This is a genomic window from Shewanella sp. ECSMB14102 (assembly GCF_000813075.1).
Classification (GTDB): domain Bacteria; phylum Pseudomonadota; class Gammaproteobacteria; order Enterobacterales; family Shewanellaceae; genus Shewanella; species Shewanella indica.
Window position 1 is genome coordinate 15,066 of the sequence record NZ_JWGX01000030.1, and the last position, 16,656, is coordinate 31,721.

The 16,656-nt window shown below is 55.0% G+C and carries 10 protein-coding genes; 5 read left to right on the top strand and 5 right to left on the bottom strand.

Going from position 1 to position 16,656, the window contains the following annotated elements:
- Nucleotides 1-400: 400 nt before the first annotated feature.
- The 5 genes from RC73_RS11340 to RC73_RS11360 form a co-directional block, all read right to left on the bottom strand.
- Nucleotides 401-766: a hypothetical protein gene (locus RC73_RS11340; RefSeq protein WP_039034746.1), complete on the bottom strand. Its 366-nt coding sequence runs from the start codon at nucleotides 764-766 to the stop codon at nucleotides 401-403.
- 327 nt (nucleotides 767-1,093) lie between these two features.
- The gene (gene yiaY, locus RC73_RS11345; RefSeq protein ID WP_039034747.1) at nucleotides 1,094-2,242 is read right to left on the bottom strand and encodes an L-threonine dehydrogenase; all 1,149 of its coding nucleotides are present in this window, start codon (nucleotides 2,240-2,242) and stop codon (nucleotides 1,094-1,096) included.
- A gap of 350 nt (nucleotides 2,243-2,592) precedes the next feature.
- Entirely contained in the window at nucleotides 2,593-3,423 is an 831-nt protein-coding gene (gene ablB / locus RC73_RS11350; protein ID WP_039034748.1) for a putative beta-lysine N-acetyltransferase, read from the bottom strand.
- On the bottom strand, nucleotides 3,420-4,874 hold the full coding sequence (locus tag RC73_RS11355; RefSeq protein WP_039034749.1) for a sodium:solute symporter family protein: 1,455 nt from the start codon (nucleotides 4,872-4,874) through the stop codon (nucleotides 3,420-3,422). Before RC73_RS11355 ends, ablB begins: the two co-directional genes overlap by 4 nt.
- A 3-nt stretch (nucleotides 4,875-4,877) precedes the next feature.
- On the bottom strand, nucleotides 4,878-6,065 hold the full coding sequence (locus RC73_RS11360; RefSeq protein ID WP_052248149.1) for a KamA family radical SAM protein: 1,188 nt from the start codon (nucleotides 6,063-6,065) through the stop codon (nucleotides 4,878-4,880).
- Between the two features lie 271 nt (nucleotides 6,066-6,336).
- On the opposite strand from RC73_RS11360, the gene RC73_RS11365 reads away from it, so the two are divergent.
- The 5 genes from RC73_RS11365 (at nucleotide 6,337) to RC73_RS11385 (ending at nucleotide 16,640) form a co-directional block, all read left to right on the top strand.
- Complete coding sequence (locus tag RC73_RS11365) at nucleotides 6,337-6,849, top strand: MarR family winged helix-turn-helix transcriptional regulator (RefSeq protein WP_039034750.1); 513 nt, start codon at nucleotides 6,337-6,339, stop codon at nucleotides 6,847-6,849.
- A 340-nt stretch (nucleotides 6,850-7,189) separates the two neighbouring features.
- Nucleotides 7,190-9,454 (top strand): 4-alpha-glucanotransferase, encoded by a 2,265-nt coding sequence (gene malQ / locus RC73_RS11370; protein ID WP_052248150.1) that lies wholly within the window; start codon nucleotides 7,190-7,192, stop codon nucleotides 9,452-9,454.
- Nucleotides 9,429-11,699, top strand: a complete 2,271-nt coding sequence (gene glgB / locus RC73_RS11375) for a 1,4-alpha-glucan branching protein GlgB (protein WP_082014303.1) — start codon at nucleotides 9,429-9,431, stop codon at nucleotides 11,697-11,699. The genes malQ and glgB overlap by 26 nt, the downstream gene beginning before the upstream one ends.
- Nucleotides 11,699-14,107 (top strand): glycogen debranching protein GlgX, encoded by a 2,409-nt coding sequence (gene glgX, locus RC73_RS11380; protein ID WP_052248151.1) that lies wholly within the window; start codon nucleotides 11,699-11,701, stop codon nucleotides 14,105-14,107. The genes glgB and glgX overlap by 1 nt, the downstream gene beginning before the upstream one ends.
- On the top strand, nucleotides 14,100-16,640 hold the full coding sequence (locus RC73_RS11385) for a glycogen/starch/alpha-glucan phosphorylase (RefSeq protein ID WP_039034751.1): 2,541 nt from the start codon (nucleotides 14,100-14,102) through the stop codon (nucleotides 16,638-16,640). The genes glgX and RC73_RS11385 overlap by 8 nt, the downstream gene beginning before the upstream one ends.
- Nucleotides 16,641-16,656: the final 16 nt, after the last annotated feature.

Here is a 16,656-nt window from a genome sequence, read left to right on the forward strand (position 1 = left end):
ATTCTGTTATTCCGGCGGGCGAACTCGGTCGCCCTGATTTGCATCAACCCCGCAAGGCCTGAATGATTGAGATCTTTAGACTTTGGCCCGCGCTGGAAAGTCTAGCAGTGGCAGGGTTTGCCAACAATTGGCCTAAAAATGGTTTATATCTGGGGTAAGTTTGAGTTTTCTTTTATTAGCTTTTGAAAAATAAGGAAATGATTTTCTCAAAAATGATATTATCTATCGGATTTGTGCCAAAATGAATTGAATATCTGTGATCTATCGCCGTTGTCCGTAGTAAATTTGTGAGCTGGCGCTTGTTTGGCCGTATCTTTACCAGCAATGACAAGAATACGGCCAATTGAGAGTCTGCCTATGGCAGCTTGATTGACTCAGGGGTAATCAGCTCCAGGGCGGTTCAACCCAGGCTTTTCAGGCGAGTCTGGCAGTCCTGGTATATGTGCTCAACTATCTCCTCAACAGAGGTATCTTTGGTGCACTTGTCGATAAACACTTTAAGCGTGATCAGCGCATGGCCGGCGGATTTTAATCTCTCGCTGATCATGGCGAAGTAAGCCTCCTCCTTTTCCGCCTTACGCACCACTATGTTCTGAAAACAAAATACTCTGTTACCTGAGTGAGCATGCCACTTACTGAGTCGGTCGAGGGCGATTTCTGCCGAGTGATTGATTTCGATGTGATTGCGCCATGTGGCTTCGGCGCTCTGATCTTGGTAGTGGGGGCAACGAACTGTGTAATTGATTATCTGGGTAATGGCTGTCATAAGGGATCCTGCCTGGTTGATTCCTGAATTTATCATAGGGGCTGAACTAAAAATCGGCCACTGTGACAAGGGTTACAAACGCGGGGGTGTACTCCTTATTGCTTGCTGCTCTTAATCTCATTTAGCCTGTATTCGACAGAAATAAACCGGGGACAGATCTCAAAATTTAGCTGTTGCCGAATAACCGTCGAAATGCTGAGCTGATGGGCTTGGAAGCTTGAAGAGAGTGTTGACAGAAAGAGAAGAGGCCCGCTCGGTGAGCGGGCCTCTTGTACAGCTTTCTCATTGCAGGGAAAAAGCGGACGCTGAAATTATATTACAAATGTATCAAAGTGCGTTAGTGAAAATTTGGCAAATTTCCTCGTGAGTCGCCTGTTTGGGGTTGGTAAAGCCGCAGGCGTCTTTTAGAGCATTATCTGCAAGCACAGGAATATCTTCGGCTTTTACTCCGATTTTTGTCAGGTTTTCAGGGATTTTTACTGCCGCAGCCAATTCTTTAATCGCCTTGATTGCTGCCGCAGCACCCTGTTCATCACTCATGGCACTGACATCAACACCCATGGCTTTGGCAACATCTTTCAGTCTTGGTGCCGCCACTTGAGCATTGTATTCCTGCACATAAGGCAGCAAGAGTGCGTTACAAACGCCATGGGGCAGATCGTAGAAACCACCTAACTGGTGCGCCATCGCATGTACATAACCCAGGCTGGCGTTGTTGAATGCCATACCGGCGAGGAACTGGGCGTATGCCATCTGCTCACGGGCCTGGATATTGTCACCATGCTCTACCGCATTGACCAGGTTGGCGTGAATAAGCTCAATAGCCTTGATGGCACAGGCATCAGTGATGGGGTTAGCTGCTGTGGAAACATAGGCTTCTACCGCGTGCGTCAGGGCATCCATACCGGTTGCCGCGGTCAGGCTGGCAGGTTTTTTCAGCATCAGCTCTGGGTCGTTGACTGAGATGATGGGGGTAGTGTGCTTGTCGACAATGGCCATCTTAATATGGCGGCTTTCATCTGTGATGATGCAGAAGCGGGTCATTTCACTGGCGGTGCCGGCTGTTGTATTGATAGCCACTAAAGGCAACTGGGGTTTGGCCGACTGATCTAAGCCTTCATAGTCTTTGATGGAACCGCCATTGGCTGCAACCAGGGCAATACCCTTGGCGCAATCATGTGGTGAACCGCCACCCAGGGAGATTACGAAGTCACAGTTGTTGGCGCGCAACAACTCAAGGCCTGCTTCCACGTTGCTAACGGTTGGGTTGGGTTGAACGCCATCGAATACAGTGGCGCTAATGCCTGCCTGACCCAGCTTTTCGGCGATCTGTCCTACCAGACCTATGTTGACCAGAGGCTTGTCTGTCACTATCAGGGCTCGTTTGAATCCCAGAGTTTGGATATCACCGATAGCATCGTCTACAGCGCCCTGACCCAGGACGTTTACTGAAGGGATAAAGAATTTAGCAGCCATAAGTTCACCTGTATATGCTGTTGAAAATGAAATCTGTATCTCTCTTGATGTCAAATTACCAACTCATCTGACCAAAAAGCGTGAGGTAGCGCCAAGAATCGCGCCAAAAAGAAAGAAAATTAAGAGAGAACTGAAACTAAGTGACATAAAAGCTGTTTTTATGACACAGATGCGGATAACGCCTTTCCTTCCATGGTGGCTAGGGTTCCTACGGTCACCATATTATCCCTTAACAAGGGGAGGGCTATTAGTCGAAAGCATGGAATTCTCTCGACAAAGACCCGTATTTATATTGGGTAATCGAACCTTTCAGTGGTAGACCGACTCATTAAGTACCACATAAGTGGTAGCTAAACAAGTAATTTATGCCAGAGGTTCATGCTCTCTATCTGACCACCTATTTGGGTATTGAGGTGCAGACGGCCGCCATAGCGGTAATCTGCTGCGGCAAAGGTACGGTTCATACCAACGGAAACGGCTCTGGCTATGGTATAGGCGGTTCGGTAGCCCTGGTGGAGTATTGCTTGTTCCATATGTGCCAGCAAGGCTCTGGCGCAGCCCTGTCCGCGGGCCTGTGGCAAAGTGGCGAAATCTGTCATCTCTGCACTGAGACTCTTGGGATCTTTTTCGGCAGAAGCCAGGGCTATCAGCCGCCCTTGTTGGCGGATCCCAAAGTAGTCGACATTACTGGCCATGTTCTGCCGTAAAAATTCCGGATCTTCAATGGGGAAGGGGTAGCTGGGAAACACCTCGCTATAGAGCCTGGCCATCTGTGGTAGGTCCTCTGCCTGGCAGCGACTGACCTTGGCCGGTGAATGGAATTCAGGCTTGATATCCGCCCTGGCGCGCTCCAGCAGGGTATCCAACTCCGGCATGGTGCGAAATTGCCTGGTTTTGTCCTGGTAACGGGCGAGAAATACGGCGTCCCGGCCTTGATAAAAATTGGGGATTCTGGCTTCTTCGCTGAAACCATATGCCAAAAACAGACCGGCCTTGTGCTCAGGTAACTTGGCGATGATCTTGCCGTAACCATGTTGCAGCGCCATAGCATTCAGTGCATCCAGTAAAGGACCGGGTTCGGCATTACCAAGGGAGATTAAATAAATGCGATCATTGGCTGGGCCATGCTGGATGTGGGCGCCGAGTAAGTTGAGTTGCTGATCAAATTGAACTTGGGTCATGAGTGTGAACTGTCCTGATGCGAGGTGAGCCGGGGCTTGGGAGCTGGTTGGTGAATGATATTGACCAGCACCAACAAACCGGCGGAGACCAAAATGCCATAGATACTGGGATCTAGACCGAGTTTAGCCAAGCCATCCGGCAGCTTGAGCAGCTCTGTCAGTAGTGCCAGCGCCGTGAGGCCACCCCCTAACATGGCGCAAAGTGCCGCCGTGGAGCTGACTCTGGGCCAAAACAGCGCCGCCAGAGTCGGGACAAACAGTCCGGAAACCATAAAGGCATAAGCATAGAGAATGGCATCCAATACCTGCCTGGCCTGACTGGCGAGGTAGATGGCCGCCAGCCCTAACAATAGAGTGGCAATCATCGACAGTCTCAGGGTGTTGTTCCCTCTGGGATCCAGCCCGAGCAGATCTTGGGTCAGGTTGCCGGATGCCGCCATCAGGCAACTGTCCGCGGTGGACATGATGGCGGAAAAGTATGCCGCGATAATCAGCCCGGTAAAGCCCATTGGCAAGAGATCGCGGATCATCGCCGGCACCGCCATTTCACTGTCCATATGTGGCAACATGACTCTGGCGCACATCCCCAATAAAACACCGGATATCGCCATCAGGGGATATTCAAGCACCCCGGCCAGATACCAGGCGCGCTTGGCGGTGGCGCTATCTTTACAGGCAAACATTCGCTGATAGAGAGTCATGGCAATCAGCCACACAGGTGTGATGGTGAGTAGCCAATTGATGGCCGTGATGGGATCTATGGCGGTCAGTGACATATGGGACGGCGGCAGATTGCGGCTCAACCCCTGCCAGCCACCGACCTCTACCAGAGCGTAGGGCAGGGTAAAGCCAATCAAGCCCAGCAATAAAATGAGCCACTGAACGCTGTCGGTATAGATAACCGCCTTGAGGCCCCCAAATACAGTGTAAAGTATGGTGGTTCCGCCTATGACCCAGAGTGCCAACTGCAGCGGCGGCAAGGCATCGAAGCCTTTGGGCAACAGAGTGGCGGCCGCCAGTTTGGCGCCGGCGAGGATCTGCGCGCCGGTAAACCCCAGATAACCGATACAGGAGATCAAGGCGGCCAACATGGCGACTCTGGCCCCGAATCTGTGCTTGAGCAGATCCGGATAGGTATAAAAGCGCTCGCCCTGCTCCAGACGTTTGACCCTGGGAATAACAAACACAGCAGATAACCAGGCCCCCAGCAAACCGGTAAACAGCAGCCAGCTGCCCGCCAGCCCCATACTGAAGCCGAGACCGGCAAGACCTATGGAAAATCCACCGCCCACATCCGTGGCGGCAATGGAAAAGCCCACGTGCCTGGCTTTGATGTTGCGGCCACCGAGATAGTAGTCATCGCCGTCACTGTGGCGTTTGAAATGGAAGTAACCAAATCCCAGTAAACCTACGAGATACGCCAGGAAAATTCCATAGTCCAAAGGGTGCATGGATCACTCCTGTAGCAGGAATGATACGTCGGCGCTGCGCCCCTCAAAGTTGGTGGCTATCAGACGCTCGCCTTCCGGGCCTGTTTGCCTGCGGACATATTCCGGCTGCACCGGCATTTTGCCCAGGCCGCCGACGCCATCGACGATAAAGGTGGGAATTGCCGGGCCGGATACCCAGCCGCGGATGCCGTGATAGATTTTCAGCATTCGCTGATAACTGACCTGAAACTTGCTGTTGCCCGGCGCCGGATCCATGGCATAGACGTAATAGGGACGTATGCCTATGGATACCAACTCCATTACCAGTTCCTGCATAGTATCTATGCTGTCGTTGACGCCTTTGATCAGCACACTCTGGTTGCCGAGCATGATGCCTGTTTCCCTGAGCATGGCGATATGTTTGCTGAATAAGGGGGTGATTTCTCTGGGGTGGTTTACTTGGGTGTTGATCAGTGTGACTCGGTTACGCTTCAGTACCCGGCACAACTCGGGGGTGACCCGGGTAGGAAGCTGCGCCAATAAACGGCTGCCGATACGCAGAATTTTCAGATCCGGTCTGGCCTCTCGGATCATCGACAGAATCTCATCCAGCTTGTCATCTGTGAGCAGCAAAGGATCGCCACCCGACAGGAGCACGTCCTGTACCTCTGTATGTTGGCGCAGATACTCCACCGAACGACGGATCCTGTCCATGGAGATCACATTGAGCGGATCGGACACCATGCGCTTGCGGGTACAGTGGCGGCAATAGGAACCACAGATGTTATGCACCAGAAACAACACCCGGTTGGGATACCTGTGCACTATCGAGGTGCCTTCCGGCATCATGTCATCTTCCGCCAATTGATCGCCCATTTCATGGGGGGCGACCTCCAACTCATCTTGCTCAGGGACGTACTGCAACCGAATCGGGCAGTTGGGATCATATTTGTCCATCAGCTGGGCTATATAGGGGGTGATCCTGGCGGCAATCACTTCATAAACTTGGTCATCGACCGCGCGAATATTGTTGAATACCTGGGACAGTTGTTTGTCATTCTTAAAGCTCAGCGACAGGGTTTCTCGCCAGGGGCGATTGGCAACATCAAACTGCATCAGCGCCTGATGGCTGGAAAATGGCCGCTTCTCTGTGATGACTTTCAGTGGAATAGGATTTTCTTCGCTCTTGTACTTCAGGCTGGTGGCCGACATGGGGATAGTCCTTTTCTGATAATTAATGCTCGATAATTGATTTGAGCTCTAATTGTTAGCTATCTAATGATTGCACTATGAGGTTTTTGTATCAACAAAAGATGAATAATTTGTTGAACCAAAGTTGCATTTGGCGGTGCTGACATTTTGGGAAATGCAGCTATTGAGTCGATGGGCTATGAGTTTGCCGGGCTTTTCTGATAAGCTGGCGCCTTTCGGCTACCTGTGATTTCAGTAGCCCTTTTCGAACCAGTGTGAGTAGGAAGTATTCATGGAAAAGTATGAGCAGTTATTAATCTCGCTGCGCAAAGTGATCCGCGCCATCGACCTGCATTCCAGGCAGCTGAGCAAGCACTCGGGCCTCACCGGACCGCAGCTTATGGTGATGCAGAAAATCGCTTCCATGGGATCGCCGCTCGCTAAACAGGTGGCGACCGAGATCAATCTGAGCCCTGCCACCGTCACCACCATCATCGACCGTCTGGAAGCCAAGGACTTGGTCATACGTCAGCGCAGCCAAACCGATAAGCGCAAGATACACCTGTTGCTGAGTGAGTCGGGTGTTGCCTTGTTGGGACAGGCGCCCAAACCCTTGCAAGAGCACTTTATCAAGCGCTATCAGGCGCTGGAGGCCTGGGAGCAGAGCCAGCTCTTGTCTGCGGTGGAGCGGATTGCCACCATGATGGATGCCGAAGAGTTGGATGCCGCCCCCATGCTGCTGGTGGGACAAATTCAGCCGAGCGATGAGCCGGAAGCTGTGACCCCAAAGCAAACCAAGAGCTGAGTTTTCCTCTTTACAAGCGGGTCGCCGTCAGCGACCCCAAGATTGACTTCTGTTTGAACCCCCGTTTTCCCCCTGGTTGCCCATCCCGGCTTTTGTCGGCGATGTCTTGCACTCAATTGGTGAAAGATTGCACACTCTTGAGTCATTGGTGCAACTCATTTACCTTTGCTGCCTTTTGAGAGACGCTCGCCAAGCATCAGGGTTGATTTCATCAAGTTGCTGAATTGAATCATTAAATACTTGTCACTTGGCTGACACACCTCTGTCTTATTGCTGTTATTTTACCCTGGCATGCTATCTGCTCACAGGGAACTTAAGGTGATTGGCGTGGAGTGCTGAGATGGGACTGGAGAAGTTGCTGTATCTGCAAGGGATAGGGGACGGCTTCAGCGATAGCTATGGGCGTTTTTGCCCTACATCGGCCGACACACGCAAACAGATCCTCTGCGCCATGTGTGGCCCTATACCCGAAGATGCGAGCGAGCTTTGGATTGAGCAGCGGATCCATCAGCTCGATGCCGAACCCTGGCAGCAGCTGTTGCCTTCATTTCAGTGGTGTTATCTCGACAGTCTCAGTCTGAGGTTCAGACTCGAGGCGCAGTCTTTGCTATCCAAGGCGCTGCAGCTGACGCTGACGAGTGAGCTGGGTGAGGAGTTTGTTGTCAGCTTTTCAGCGGCAGACTGTCCGGTGCGTGGCGATTATCGTATCGATGAGCGCTGCTATTTTGAGCACGAGCTTAAACTGGACGAGGTTTCCGGTAACTGTGGCATTGCCGCCGGACTTGGCTACCACAGGGTGTCTTTATCCATCATTGAGCGTGATGGTGATGAGAAGCTACTTGCTGTCGGTACCTTGATGGTAGCGCCAAGGCAGGCTTTCCAAGGCGTACTGCAAAAAAATACGGCGCGACAAACCGAGCCTCATCGCAGACCCTGGGGTGTCAGTGTGCAGTTGTTTTCTCTGTGGCAGGAGGATACTCCCGGCCCTGAGGCAATGGGTGACTTTGGAGCCTTGCTGAAGCTGATAACCCAGCTGGCCCCCAAGGGGCTGGACTTTATTCTGCTTAATCCCCTGCATGCGCTGGCGCTCACCGAGGATGCCTCCCCAAGTCCCTACAGCCCAATAGACAGACGCCGCCTGCACCCCTTGTATATCTCGCCGCTGCTTTGCGCCGAAGGGACGGCACCAATCCGTGATGCTGAATCTTTTGCCGAGCAAACGGCCTTCAGCCCCTGGCTGGACTATGCCCTTGTCAACCGTGATAAGTGTGCCCGCCTCAAAGCAATGTGGCAGCGTTTCAACGCTTTGCCCAAGGATGCTCCCAGGCGCCTGGGCTACGAAGGTTTTGTGCGTCGGGAGGGACTGGCGCTGCAGCACTATGCCCGGGAGCAGGCGAGTTTCGCCACCGGAGATTGGCCCACAGATGCCAATTTTTATCTCTATCTGCAGTTTGTTGCCGAAGAGCAGCTGGCTTTGTGTCAATCCCGCGCCATAGAAGCCGGCATGAGTATCGGCCTTATCCGGGATCTGGCTGTCGGCACTGTTGGCAGCGGCACTGAGGTGAGTCAGCATCAGAGTCAGTTTTGCCAAGGTGCCAGTATAGGGGCGCCGCCGGATGCCTTTGCGCCCCAGGGGCAGAACTGGGGGCTGACGCCTCTGGATCCCGTCGGTCTCAAGCAAGCGGATTTTAGCCATTTTATTGAGTTGCTGCGCACCAATATGCGCCACAGCGGTGCCATTCGGATAGATCACGTGATGTCGCTGTTTCGTCTCTGGTGGTGGCCGGCCGAGGCCGAAAATCAGATTGAAACTGCAGTCGAAACTGAGTCTGGCAAGCCTGAAGGCGCCTATGTCTATTACCCCTTTGATACCCTGCTGGCGATTTTATTGCTGGAGAGCCAGCGTGCCCGCTGCCTGGTGATTGGCGAAGACCTTGGTCTGGTGCCACCGCAAATCTTAGCGCCGCTTAAGCTTGGCGGGCTGTACTCCAATGAGCTGTTCTATTTTTGCCGTGAGCAGCAGGATTTCCCTGAGTTTGGTGGATTTCGGCCGCCAAATGACTACAAGCCAAACGCCATCATGATGCTGAGCAACCATGATGTAGCGCCGCTCAAAGCCTGGCTGGAAGAAGAAGATCTCAGGCTCAGGCGGGAACTTGGTTTGCTGGGTGCTGAACAATACGCAAGGGAAAGCGATGACCGCCGCAGGGATATTCAGGCTCTTGAAGTTTGGCTCTCGCAATTTTATCCCTTTGAAAACAAGATAAAAGTTGCACTTGAGCCGGACTCTGTCACCTATACCCAAAACGTGATCCATAACCTCGCCGTTACAGTCGCCTCGGGGCGCAGTGCGCTTTTCAGCCTGCCGCTGACAGATCTGCTCGGCGATAAGGTGGCGGTCAATATCCCGGGCACCAGCGCTGAGTATCCCAACTGGCGCCGACGTTATTCGTTGGCCGTGGAGCGCCTCAATGATTCCGAGCTGCTGCAAACCTTGCTCAGGGATATCCGCCGGGTGCGCGAGCAAAGTTGCTGCGCTGAGCCGGAGCGGCTTCGAGCTCAATCAACAGGAGATGCAGATGAAACAGCAAATCGCCGCCAATGAAACCGCGCCGCACTTTAGTGAGCCAAAGCAGGAAAGCCTGGTCCCGGAACTGGACTTTGCCGCCGCCTGCGCCTTGGCCGAAGGGCGCCATGGCGATCCCTTCGCCTGGCTCGGAATGCATCTGGTCGAGCAAAATGGCCGCAGCCGCTTGCTACTGCGCGCCGTGCTGCCCGGCGCCGCCGCTGTCGAGGTGCTGGACGCGAAAACCGGCCGTAAGGTAGCCGAGCTTAACCCTGTCGTTGGCGCCGAGCCCCTGTTCAGTGGTTTTATGGGGCGCAGGGTAAAACCCTTCGACTACAGGCTCCGCATCAGCTATCCCCAGGCCGAGCTGGTGCTGGACGACCCTTACCGCTTTGATGCTTCGCTCGATGAGCAGGCATGTTTTCTCTTCAATGAAGGCAGTCTGCTGAAGGGCTGGCAGTTGCTTGGAGCCAATTGGCTGGAGTGCCAGGGCGAAAAAGGTGTGCGTTTTTGTGTTTGGGCTCCCAATGCCAAAAGCGTGTCTTTGCTGGGGGATTTCAACCATTGGGACAGGCGTCGCCACAGTATGCGCCGCCACCCGGCCTCAGGTCTTTGGGAGCTGTTTTTGCCGCAAATCCAGGGCGGTGAGCACTATAAATTTTTGCTGCAAACCCAGGATGGCAGCTGGTTGGAAAAGGCCGACCCCTGCGCCAGACAGATGCAAGGTGCGCCCCACAACGCCTCGATAGTGCCGATGGCGGAAAGTGATTGGCAGTGGCAGGACAATGATTGGATGGCCGCCAGGGCGCAAAGCACCTGGCACCGACAGGCGGTCAGTATCTATGAGCTGCACCTGGGGTCCTGGCGGCGTAACGGCGAAGGCGGTTTTCTCAGCTACGCAGAGGTGGCCGAACTCTTGGTGCCTTACCTGCAATCTCACGGCTTTACCCATGTGGAATTTATGCCGCTGAGTGAATACCCCTTCGACGGTTCCTGGGGCTATCAACCCGTGGGGCTGTATGCTCCCAGTCATAGGTTTGGTGATCCCGAGGGGCTTAAACTGCTGGTGGATGCCTGCCACAGGGCGGGTATTGGTGTGCTGCTCGACTGGGTGGCGGCGCACTTTCCTTCCGACCCCCACGGCCTGGCGCATTTTGATGGCACTTGCTTGTATGAACATGAAGATCCCCGCCGTGGCCGTCATCCCGACTGGGACACCTTGATCTACAACTATGGCCGCAAAGAGGTGCAGAGTTTTCTGCTCAGCAATGCCTGTTATTGGCTGGAGGAGTTTCACTTCGATGGCCTGCGTCTCGATGCCGTGTCTTCCATGCTCTATCTGGATTACAGCCGCGAAGAGGGCCAGTGGCAGGCCAACGAATATGGCGGCCGTGAGAATTTGGAAGCGATAGCCTTTTTGCAGCAGCTCAATACGCGTCTCTACCATGAGTACCCGGGGATCATCATGATTGCCGAAGAGTCCACCGCCTGGGATGGCGTCAGCCGGGATGTCGCTGCCGGCGGCCTGGGATTCGGCTTCAAATGGAATATGGGCTGGATGCACGACACCTTGGATTATCTCACCAAGGAGCCGGTACATCGCAGCTATCACCATGGGCAACTGACTTTTTCCCTCATCTATGCCTATACCGAGCAGTTTATTTTGTCGCTGAGTCACGATGAAGTGGTGCATGGCAAGCGCGCCTTGTTGGAGAAGATCCCCGGCGATGACTGGCAGAAGTTTGCCACGCTGCGGGCGTTTTACGGTTTTATGTGGGCTCACCCGGGGAAAAAGCTGCTGTTTATGGGCGGCGAGTTTGGTCAGCGGCGCGAATGGCAACATGACTTTAGCCTCGACTGGCACCTGCTGCAGTATCCGTCTCATCAGGGACTCAGCGATTGGGTGCGGGATCTTAACCTCAGTTACCGCCGGCAGCCGTCATTGTGGCAGTGTGACGGCGAGCCGCAAGGGTTTCGCTGGCTCGACTGTAACGACAGTCAGCACAGCCTGCTGGCGTTTGCGCGTATCGATTCTGACGGCAACATGGTGCTGGTTATCTGTAACTTTACCCCTTGTGTCAGGGAAGGCTATCGACTGGGATTGCCAGAGCCCGGACGTTACCGCGAGCTGCTCAACAGCGACAGCGCATTCTACGGCGGCAGTAATCAAGGCAACGCCGGCGGTATGGAAGCCGAGGTGATCCCCTGGCAGGGCATGCCATATAGCGCGCTGATCCGGGTGCCGCCCCTGGCGAGCGTCTATTTCGCCTTGGAGCGTGGCTGATGCAGATGCTTGCAGGCAAACCCTGGCCTCTGGGCTCGACCCTGGTGCATGCAGCCAATGGCGAGCCGGAAGGGGTGAATTTTGCGCTGTTTTCGGCTCATGCAACCCGGGTCGAGCTGTGCCTGTTTGAGTTCCAAAATGGCCAATGGCGGGAGTCGGGCCGTTTTGAGCTTATGCCGTCCTCGCAGCAGGTGTTCCATGGTTTGCTGCAGGGGGGCGGTGAAGGGCTTTGCTATGGCTACCGGGTGCATGGCCCTTATCAGCCTCAGGAAGGGCACAGATTCAATCCGGCCAAGCTGCTGCTGGACCCTTACGCCAGAGCCTTTTGTGGTCGCTGGCAGTATGGCCCCTGGCAACTTGGCTATGCCAGAGTCGATGAGCAGGGCCGGCCATTGGCCGCTGTGTGCCATCCGGGGGGGGCTGAATCCCCAGTGCCAGCGCTCCCGGTACCAGAGTTTCCTGTACCGGCGCTCGCTGTACCAGGGGCCCCGGAGCGGGAGTCCGGCAGCGGCGGAATAGGTGATGATTTATGGGCCGATCCCTGTGACAACGCCTGGGCCATGCCCAAATGCCAAGTGGTAGCCGATACCCGCTTTACCGGTAAGCGCTTGCCGGGCGGCCAATGGCGTAATGAAGTGATCTACGAAATGCACCTCAAGGGCTTCACCGCCGCCATGGCCGGGATCCCGCCAGAGCTTCGCGGCACCTTTGCCGGTTTGGCGCACCCGGTGGCGATAGCTTATCTCAAGTCGCTTGGGATCACCTGTGTCGAACTGCTGCCGGCGCACGCCTTTCTGTCAGAGCCTTTTCTGCTGGAGAGTGGTCGCAGTAACTACTGGGGTTATAACAGCATAGGTTTCTTCGCTCCCCATGGGGCATATTCGGCCTCTGACGATGCCATTGGCGAATTCAAGCAGATGGTTTCTGCCCTGCATGATGCCGGTATCAAACTCCTGCTGGATGTGGTCTTCAACCACAGCGCAGAGGGTAATCGTCAGGGGCCGACCGTCAGTTTTCGCGGCTTGGACAATCTCAGCTACTACCGTTTGCATGCAGCAGATAAGCGTTTTTATATCAATGACTCTGGCTGTGGCAACTGCCTGGATATCAGTCATCCAAGAGTGGTACAGCTGCTGATGGACTCGCTGCGTTACTGGGTCGATATCATGGGGGTGGATGGCTTTCGTTTCGATCTGGCCACCAGCCTTGGCCGTGAGATGCAGGGGTTCAGCAATCGCGCCGGATTATTCGATGCCTTGCTGCAGGACCCTGAACTGCAGCAATGTGTGCTGATAGCCGAGCCCTGGGACATAGGCCCGGGCGGTTATCAGTTGGGGCAGTTCCCCAATCGCTTTGCCGAATGGAACGACAGATATCGCGATACCCTGCGGCGCTTCTGGCGCGGTGATGCTGGGCTCTTGCCCGAGCTTGCCAGGCGCCTTTCCGGCTCAGGCGATCTGTTTGAACACTCGGGGCGCGGCCCACAAAGTTCAATCAACTTTATCTGCAGCCATGATGGATTCACCCTGAGAGATTTGGTGAGTTATCGCGAGCGGCACAATCAGGCCAACGGTGAAAACAACCGCGATGGACACCACGAAAACTTCAGTGCCAACCATGGCGTGGAAGGCGAGAGCAAAGATGCCGCCATATTGGCCTTGAGGGCGCGCCAAAGCCGTAATCTGTTGGCGAGTTTACTGCTCTCCCAGGGCACGCCCATGTTGCTGGCCGGCGATGAGTTCGGCAACTCCCAGAGCGGCAACAACAACGCCTATTGTCAGGACAACCCATTGGGTTGGCTCGATTGGCACAGGGAAGATACTGAGCTAGGCGCCTTTGTTCGCAAGCTTATCCATATCCGCCGGGATTGCGGTTTTTATGACAGCGATGACTATATTCACACCGATGCCCTCCAGGCTCCCAGAGCCCTGGCTTGGTTTGCTGCCTCCGGCGAGGCCATGACACCCGGCCATTGGGGCGAAGTCCAGTGCCGCAGCTTACAGTTGATGCAGAGCCGTCAGCTCAATAAGAGCCTTCAGCGGGCAGAGAGCCGTCGGCGCAATAAGAGCCATCAGCTGAGCAAGAGCCATCAGCTGAGCAAGAGCCTTCAGCTGAGCAAGAGCCATCAGCCCAATATGAGCCCTCAAGGAGAAAACAAACTTCAGACCGAAGCCCTGCTGATCCTGCTGCATGCCGGTGACAGCAACAGCCATTTTTGTCTGCCATCTCCGCCGCCCGGAGCCGGTGAGCAGTGGCAATTGCTGCTTTCCAGCGAAGCCGGACGGGATGAACAGCAATCCTGCTATCCCACAGCTTCATCTTTCGCCGTTGCCGCCTTCAGTTTTCAGCTGCTGGCCGCAGGTGGCCGTTATCTGTCGTCCTCAGCCAAAGGAGCCAGCCATGACTGACACTTCAAGGAATAGAGTCAAGAGCCGCAGTAAGAGCCAATCGACAACAGCATCAAAAGCCGCATCGCCAATCGCGCCCGCGACTCAACAAGCCCCAGGCCATCTGGCGCACCATGACTGCGAGCCCTGTGATTCACTGCCGGCGGCCTTTGCCAGACAGCTGAGATACGATCTTAACCGCAATGAGCGCAGGCCTCAGGAGCTCTATCAGGCGTTGGCCCTGAGCGTCAAAGAGCAGCTGTTGGACGATTGGTGCGCCAGTCGCAGCCAGGATGCTTTGTACCAGCGCAAACAGGTGGCCTATCTGTCGCTGGAGTTTTTGATGGGCCGAAGCCTGGGCAACGCCTTGCTCAATCTGGAGCTGACCGACGAGTGCCGGGAGATGCTGCAAGGCTATGCGGTAGCGCTTGAAACCCTGCAACAGCAAGAGCATGACGCCGGTCTGGGAAACGGCGGTCTCGGGCGGCTGGCGGCTTGCTTTATGGACAGCTGCGCCAGTCTCGGGCTGGCGGTCACTGGCTATGGCATTCGTTATGAGTACGGCATGTTTGCCCAGCAGATAGTTGATGGTTACCAGCAGGAGCAGCCGGACCGCTGGCTCAGGGATGGCAACCCCTGGGAAGTGCGGGCCTCACAGCACAATGTGACAGTGCCTTTCTTTGGTCATGTGCAGAGTCATGTTGACCGCGATGGCCGTCGGCACAGAGCCTGGGTGGATACCCAGGATGTACTGGCGGTTGCCTATGATATGCCGGTGCCGGGTTATCGCAACGGCCGGGTCAACACTCTGAGGCTTTGGAAGGCCGAGGCCACGGATGAGTTTGACCTTGCCGAGTTCAACCAGGGGGATTACACCGAAGCCGTGGCGGCCAAGAATCTGGCCGAGCAGATCACCATGGTGCTGTACCCCAATGACAGCAGTGAAAACGGTAAAGAGTTGCGGCTGCGGCAGCAGTATTTCCTGTCCTCTGCCAGTTTGCAGGATCTGTTGACGACCTGGGTTGCCAACAAAGGCCGGGACTTCAGTGAGTTTGCCAAGTTTCATGTGCTGCAGCTCAATGATACCCATCCGGCGATTGCGGTGCCCGAGTTGATGCGCCTGCTTATCGACGAATATCAGCTGGAGTGGCAAGCCGCCTGGGACATAGTCAGCCACTGCATGGCCTACACCAACCATACCTTGTTGCCGGAGGCGCTGGAGCGCTGGCCGGTGCGTATGTTCGCCCAGATGCTGCCGCGTATTCTGGAGATCATCTATGAAATCAACGCCAGATACCTGGAGTTGGTGGCACATCACTGGCCCGGCGACGTGTCACGTCTGCGGCAGATGTCCATCATAGAAGAGGGGGATGAGCCCCATATCCGTATGGCCTATCTGGCAATAGTGGCCAGCTTTTCGGTCAATGGTGTGGCGGCGCTGCACTCAAGGCTGTTGACCACAGGGCTGTTTCGGGACTTTTACGAGCTCTGGCCGCATAAGTTCAACAACCGTACCAATGGCGTGACGCCCAGGCGCTGGCTGGCTTACTGTAATCCCCGTTTGGCCGCGCTCATCAGCAGCCGCCTGGGGCAGGATTGGCTGAGCGACCTAAGATGCCTGACTGCCCTCAACGCCTTTACCTCGGACAAGCCATTTATTGCCGCCTGGCGCGAGGTGAAGCAGGCCAATAAACAGGCGCTGGCCGAGCTGGTGGCGCAGCGCTGCCAGGTGAACTTCGACCCCTCCATGATGTTTGATGTGCAGGTTAAGAGGATCCACGAATATAAGCGGCAACTGCTGAATATCATGCATGTGATCCATCTCTATCAGCGGATTGTCAGTGGCGATACCCAGGGGATGCAGCCACGCTGCGTCTTGATTGGCGGCAAGGCGGCGCCCGGTTATGCCATGGCGAAACTGGTGATCAAACTGGCCAACAACGTGGCTCATATGGTCAATGAGGATCCCAGAGTCAGTCCCTGGCTCAGGTTTGCCTTTTTGCCCGACTATAACGTCAGCGCCATGGAGGTGATCTGCCCGGGTACGGATTTGTCAGAGCAGATATCCACCGCCGGCAAGGAAGCCTCGGGCACAGGCAATATGAAGTTCATGATGAATGGCGCCCTGACCATAGGCACTCTGGATGGCGCCAATATCGAGATGCTCGAAGAGGTAGGTGAAGACAACTTCTTTCTGTTTGGCCTCAATGCCCTGGCGGTGGAGGAGCTCAAGGCGCACTACTGTCCGGCGCAATATATAGCGTCCTCGGCGGCGCTCGGCGGCGTAATGGCGCTGCTCAAAAGTGGTCACTTTAATCTGCAGGAACCGGGGATCTTCGACCCCATCATAGCCGCCATTGAATCGCCAAAGGATCCCTGGATGCTGGCGGCCGATTTTGAAACCTACCGTCTGGCCCAGCTGCAAGCCGCCAAGGCTTATCAGGACCCTCAGCGCTGGACCGCCATGAGTATTCGCAACACCGCGGTCAGTGGCCGCTTCTCCAGCGATGTCACCATAGCCGGTTATCGCGACCATATCTGGGGCGCGCAGTGAGCGCCTTTTTCTGTTA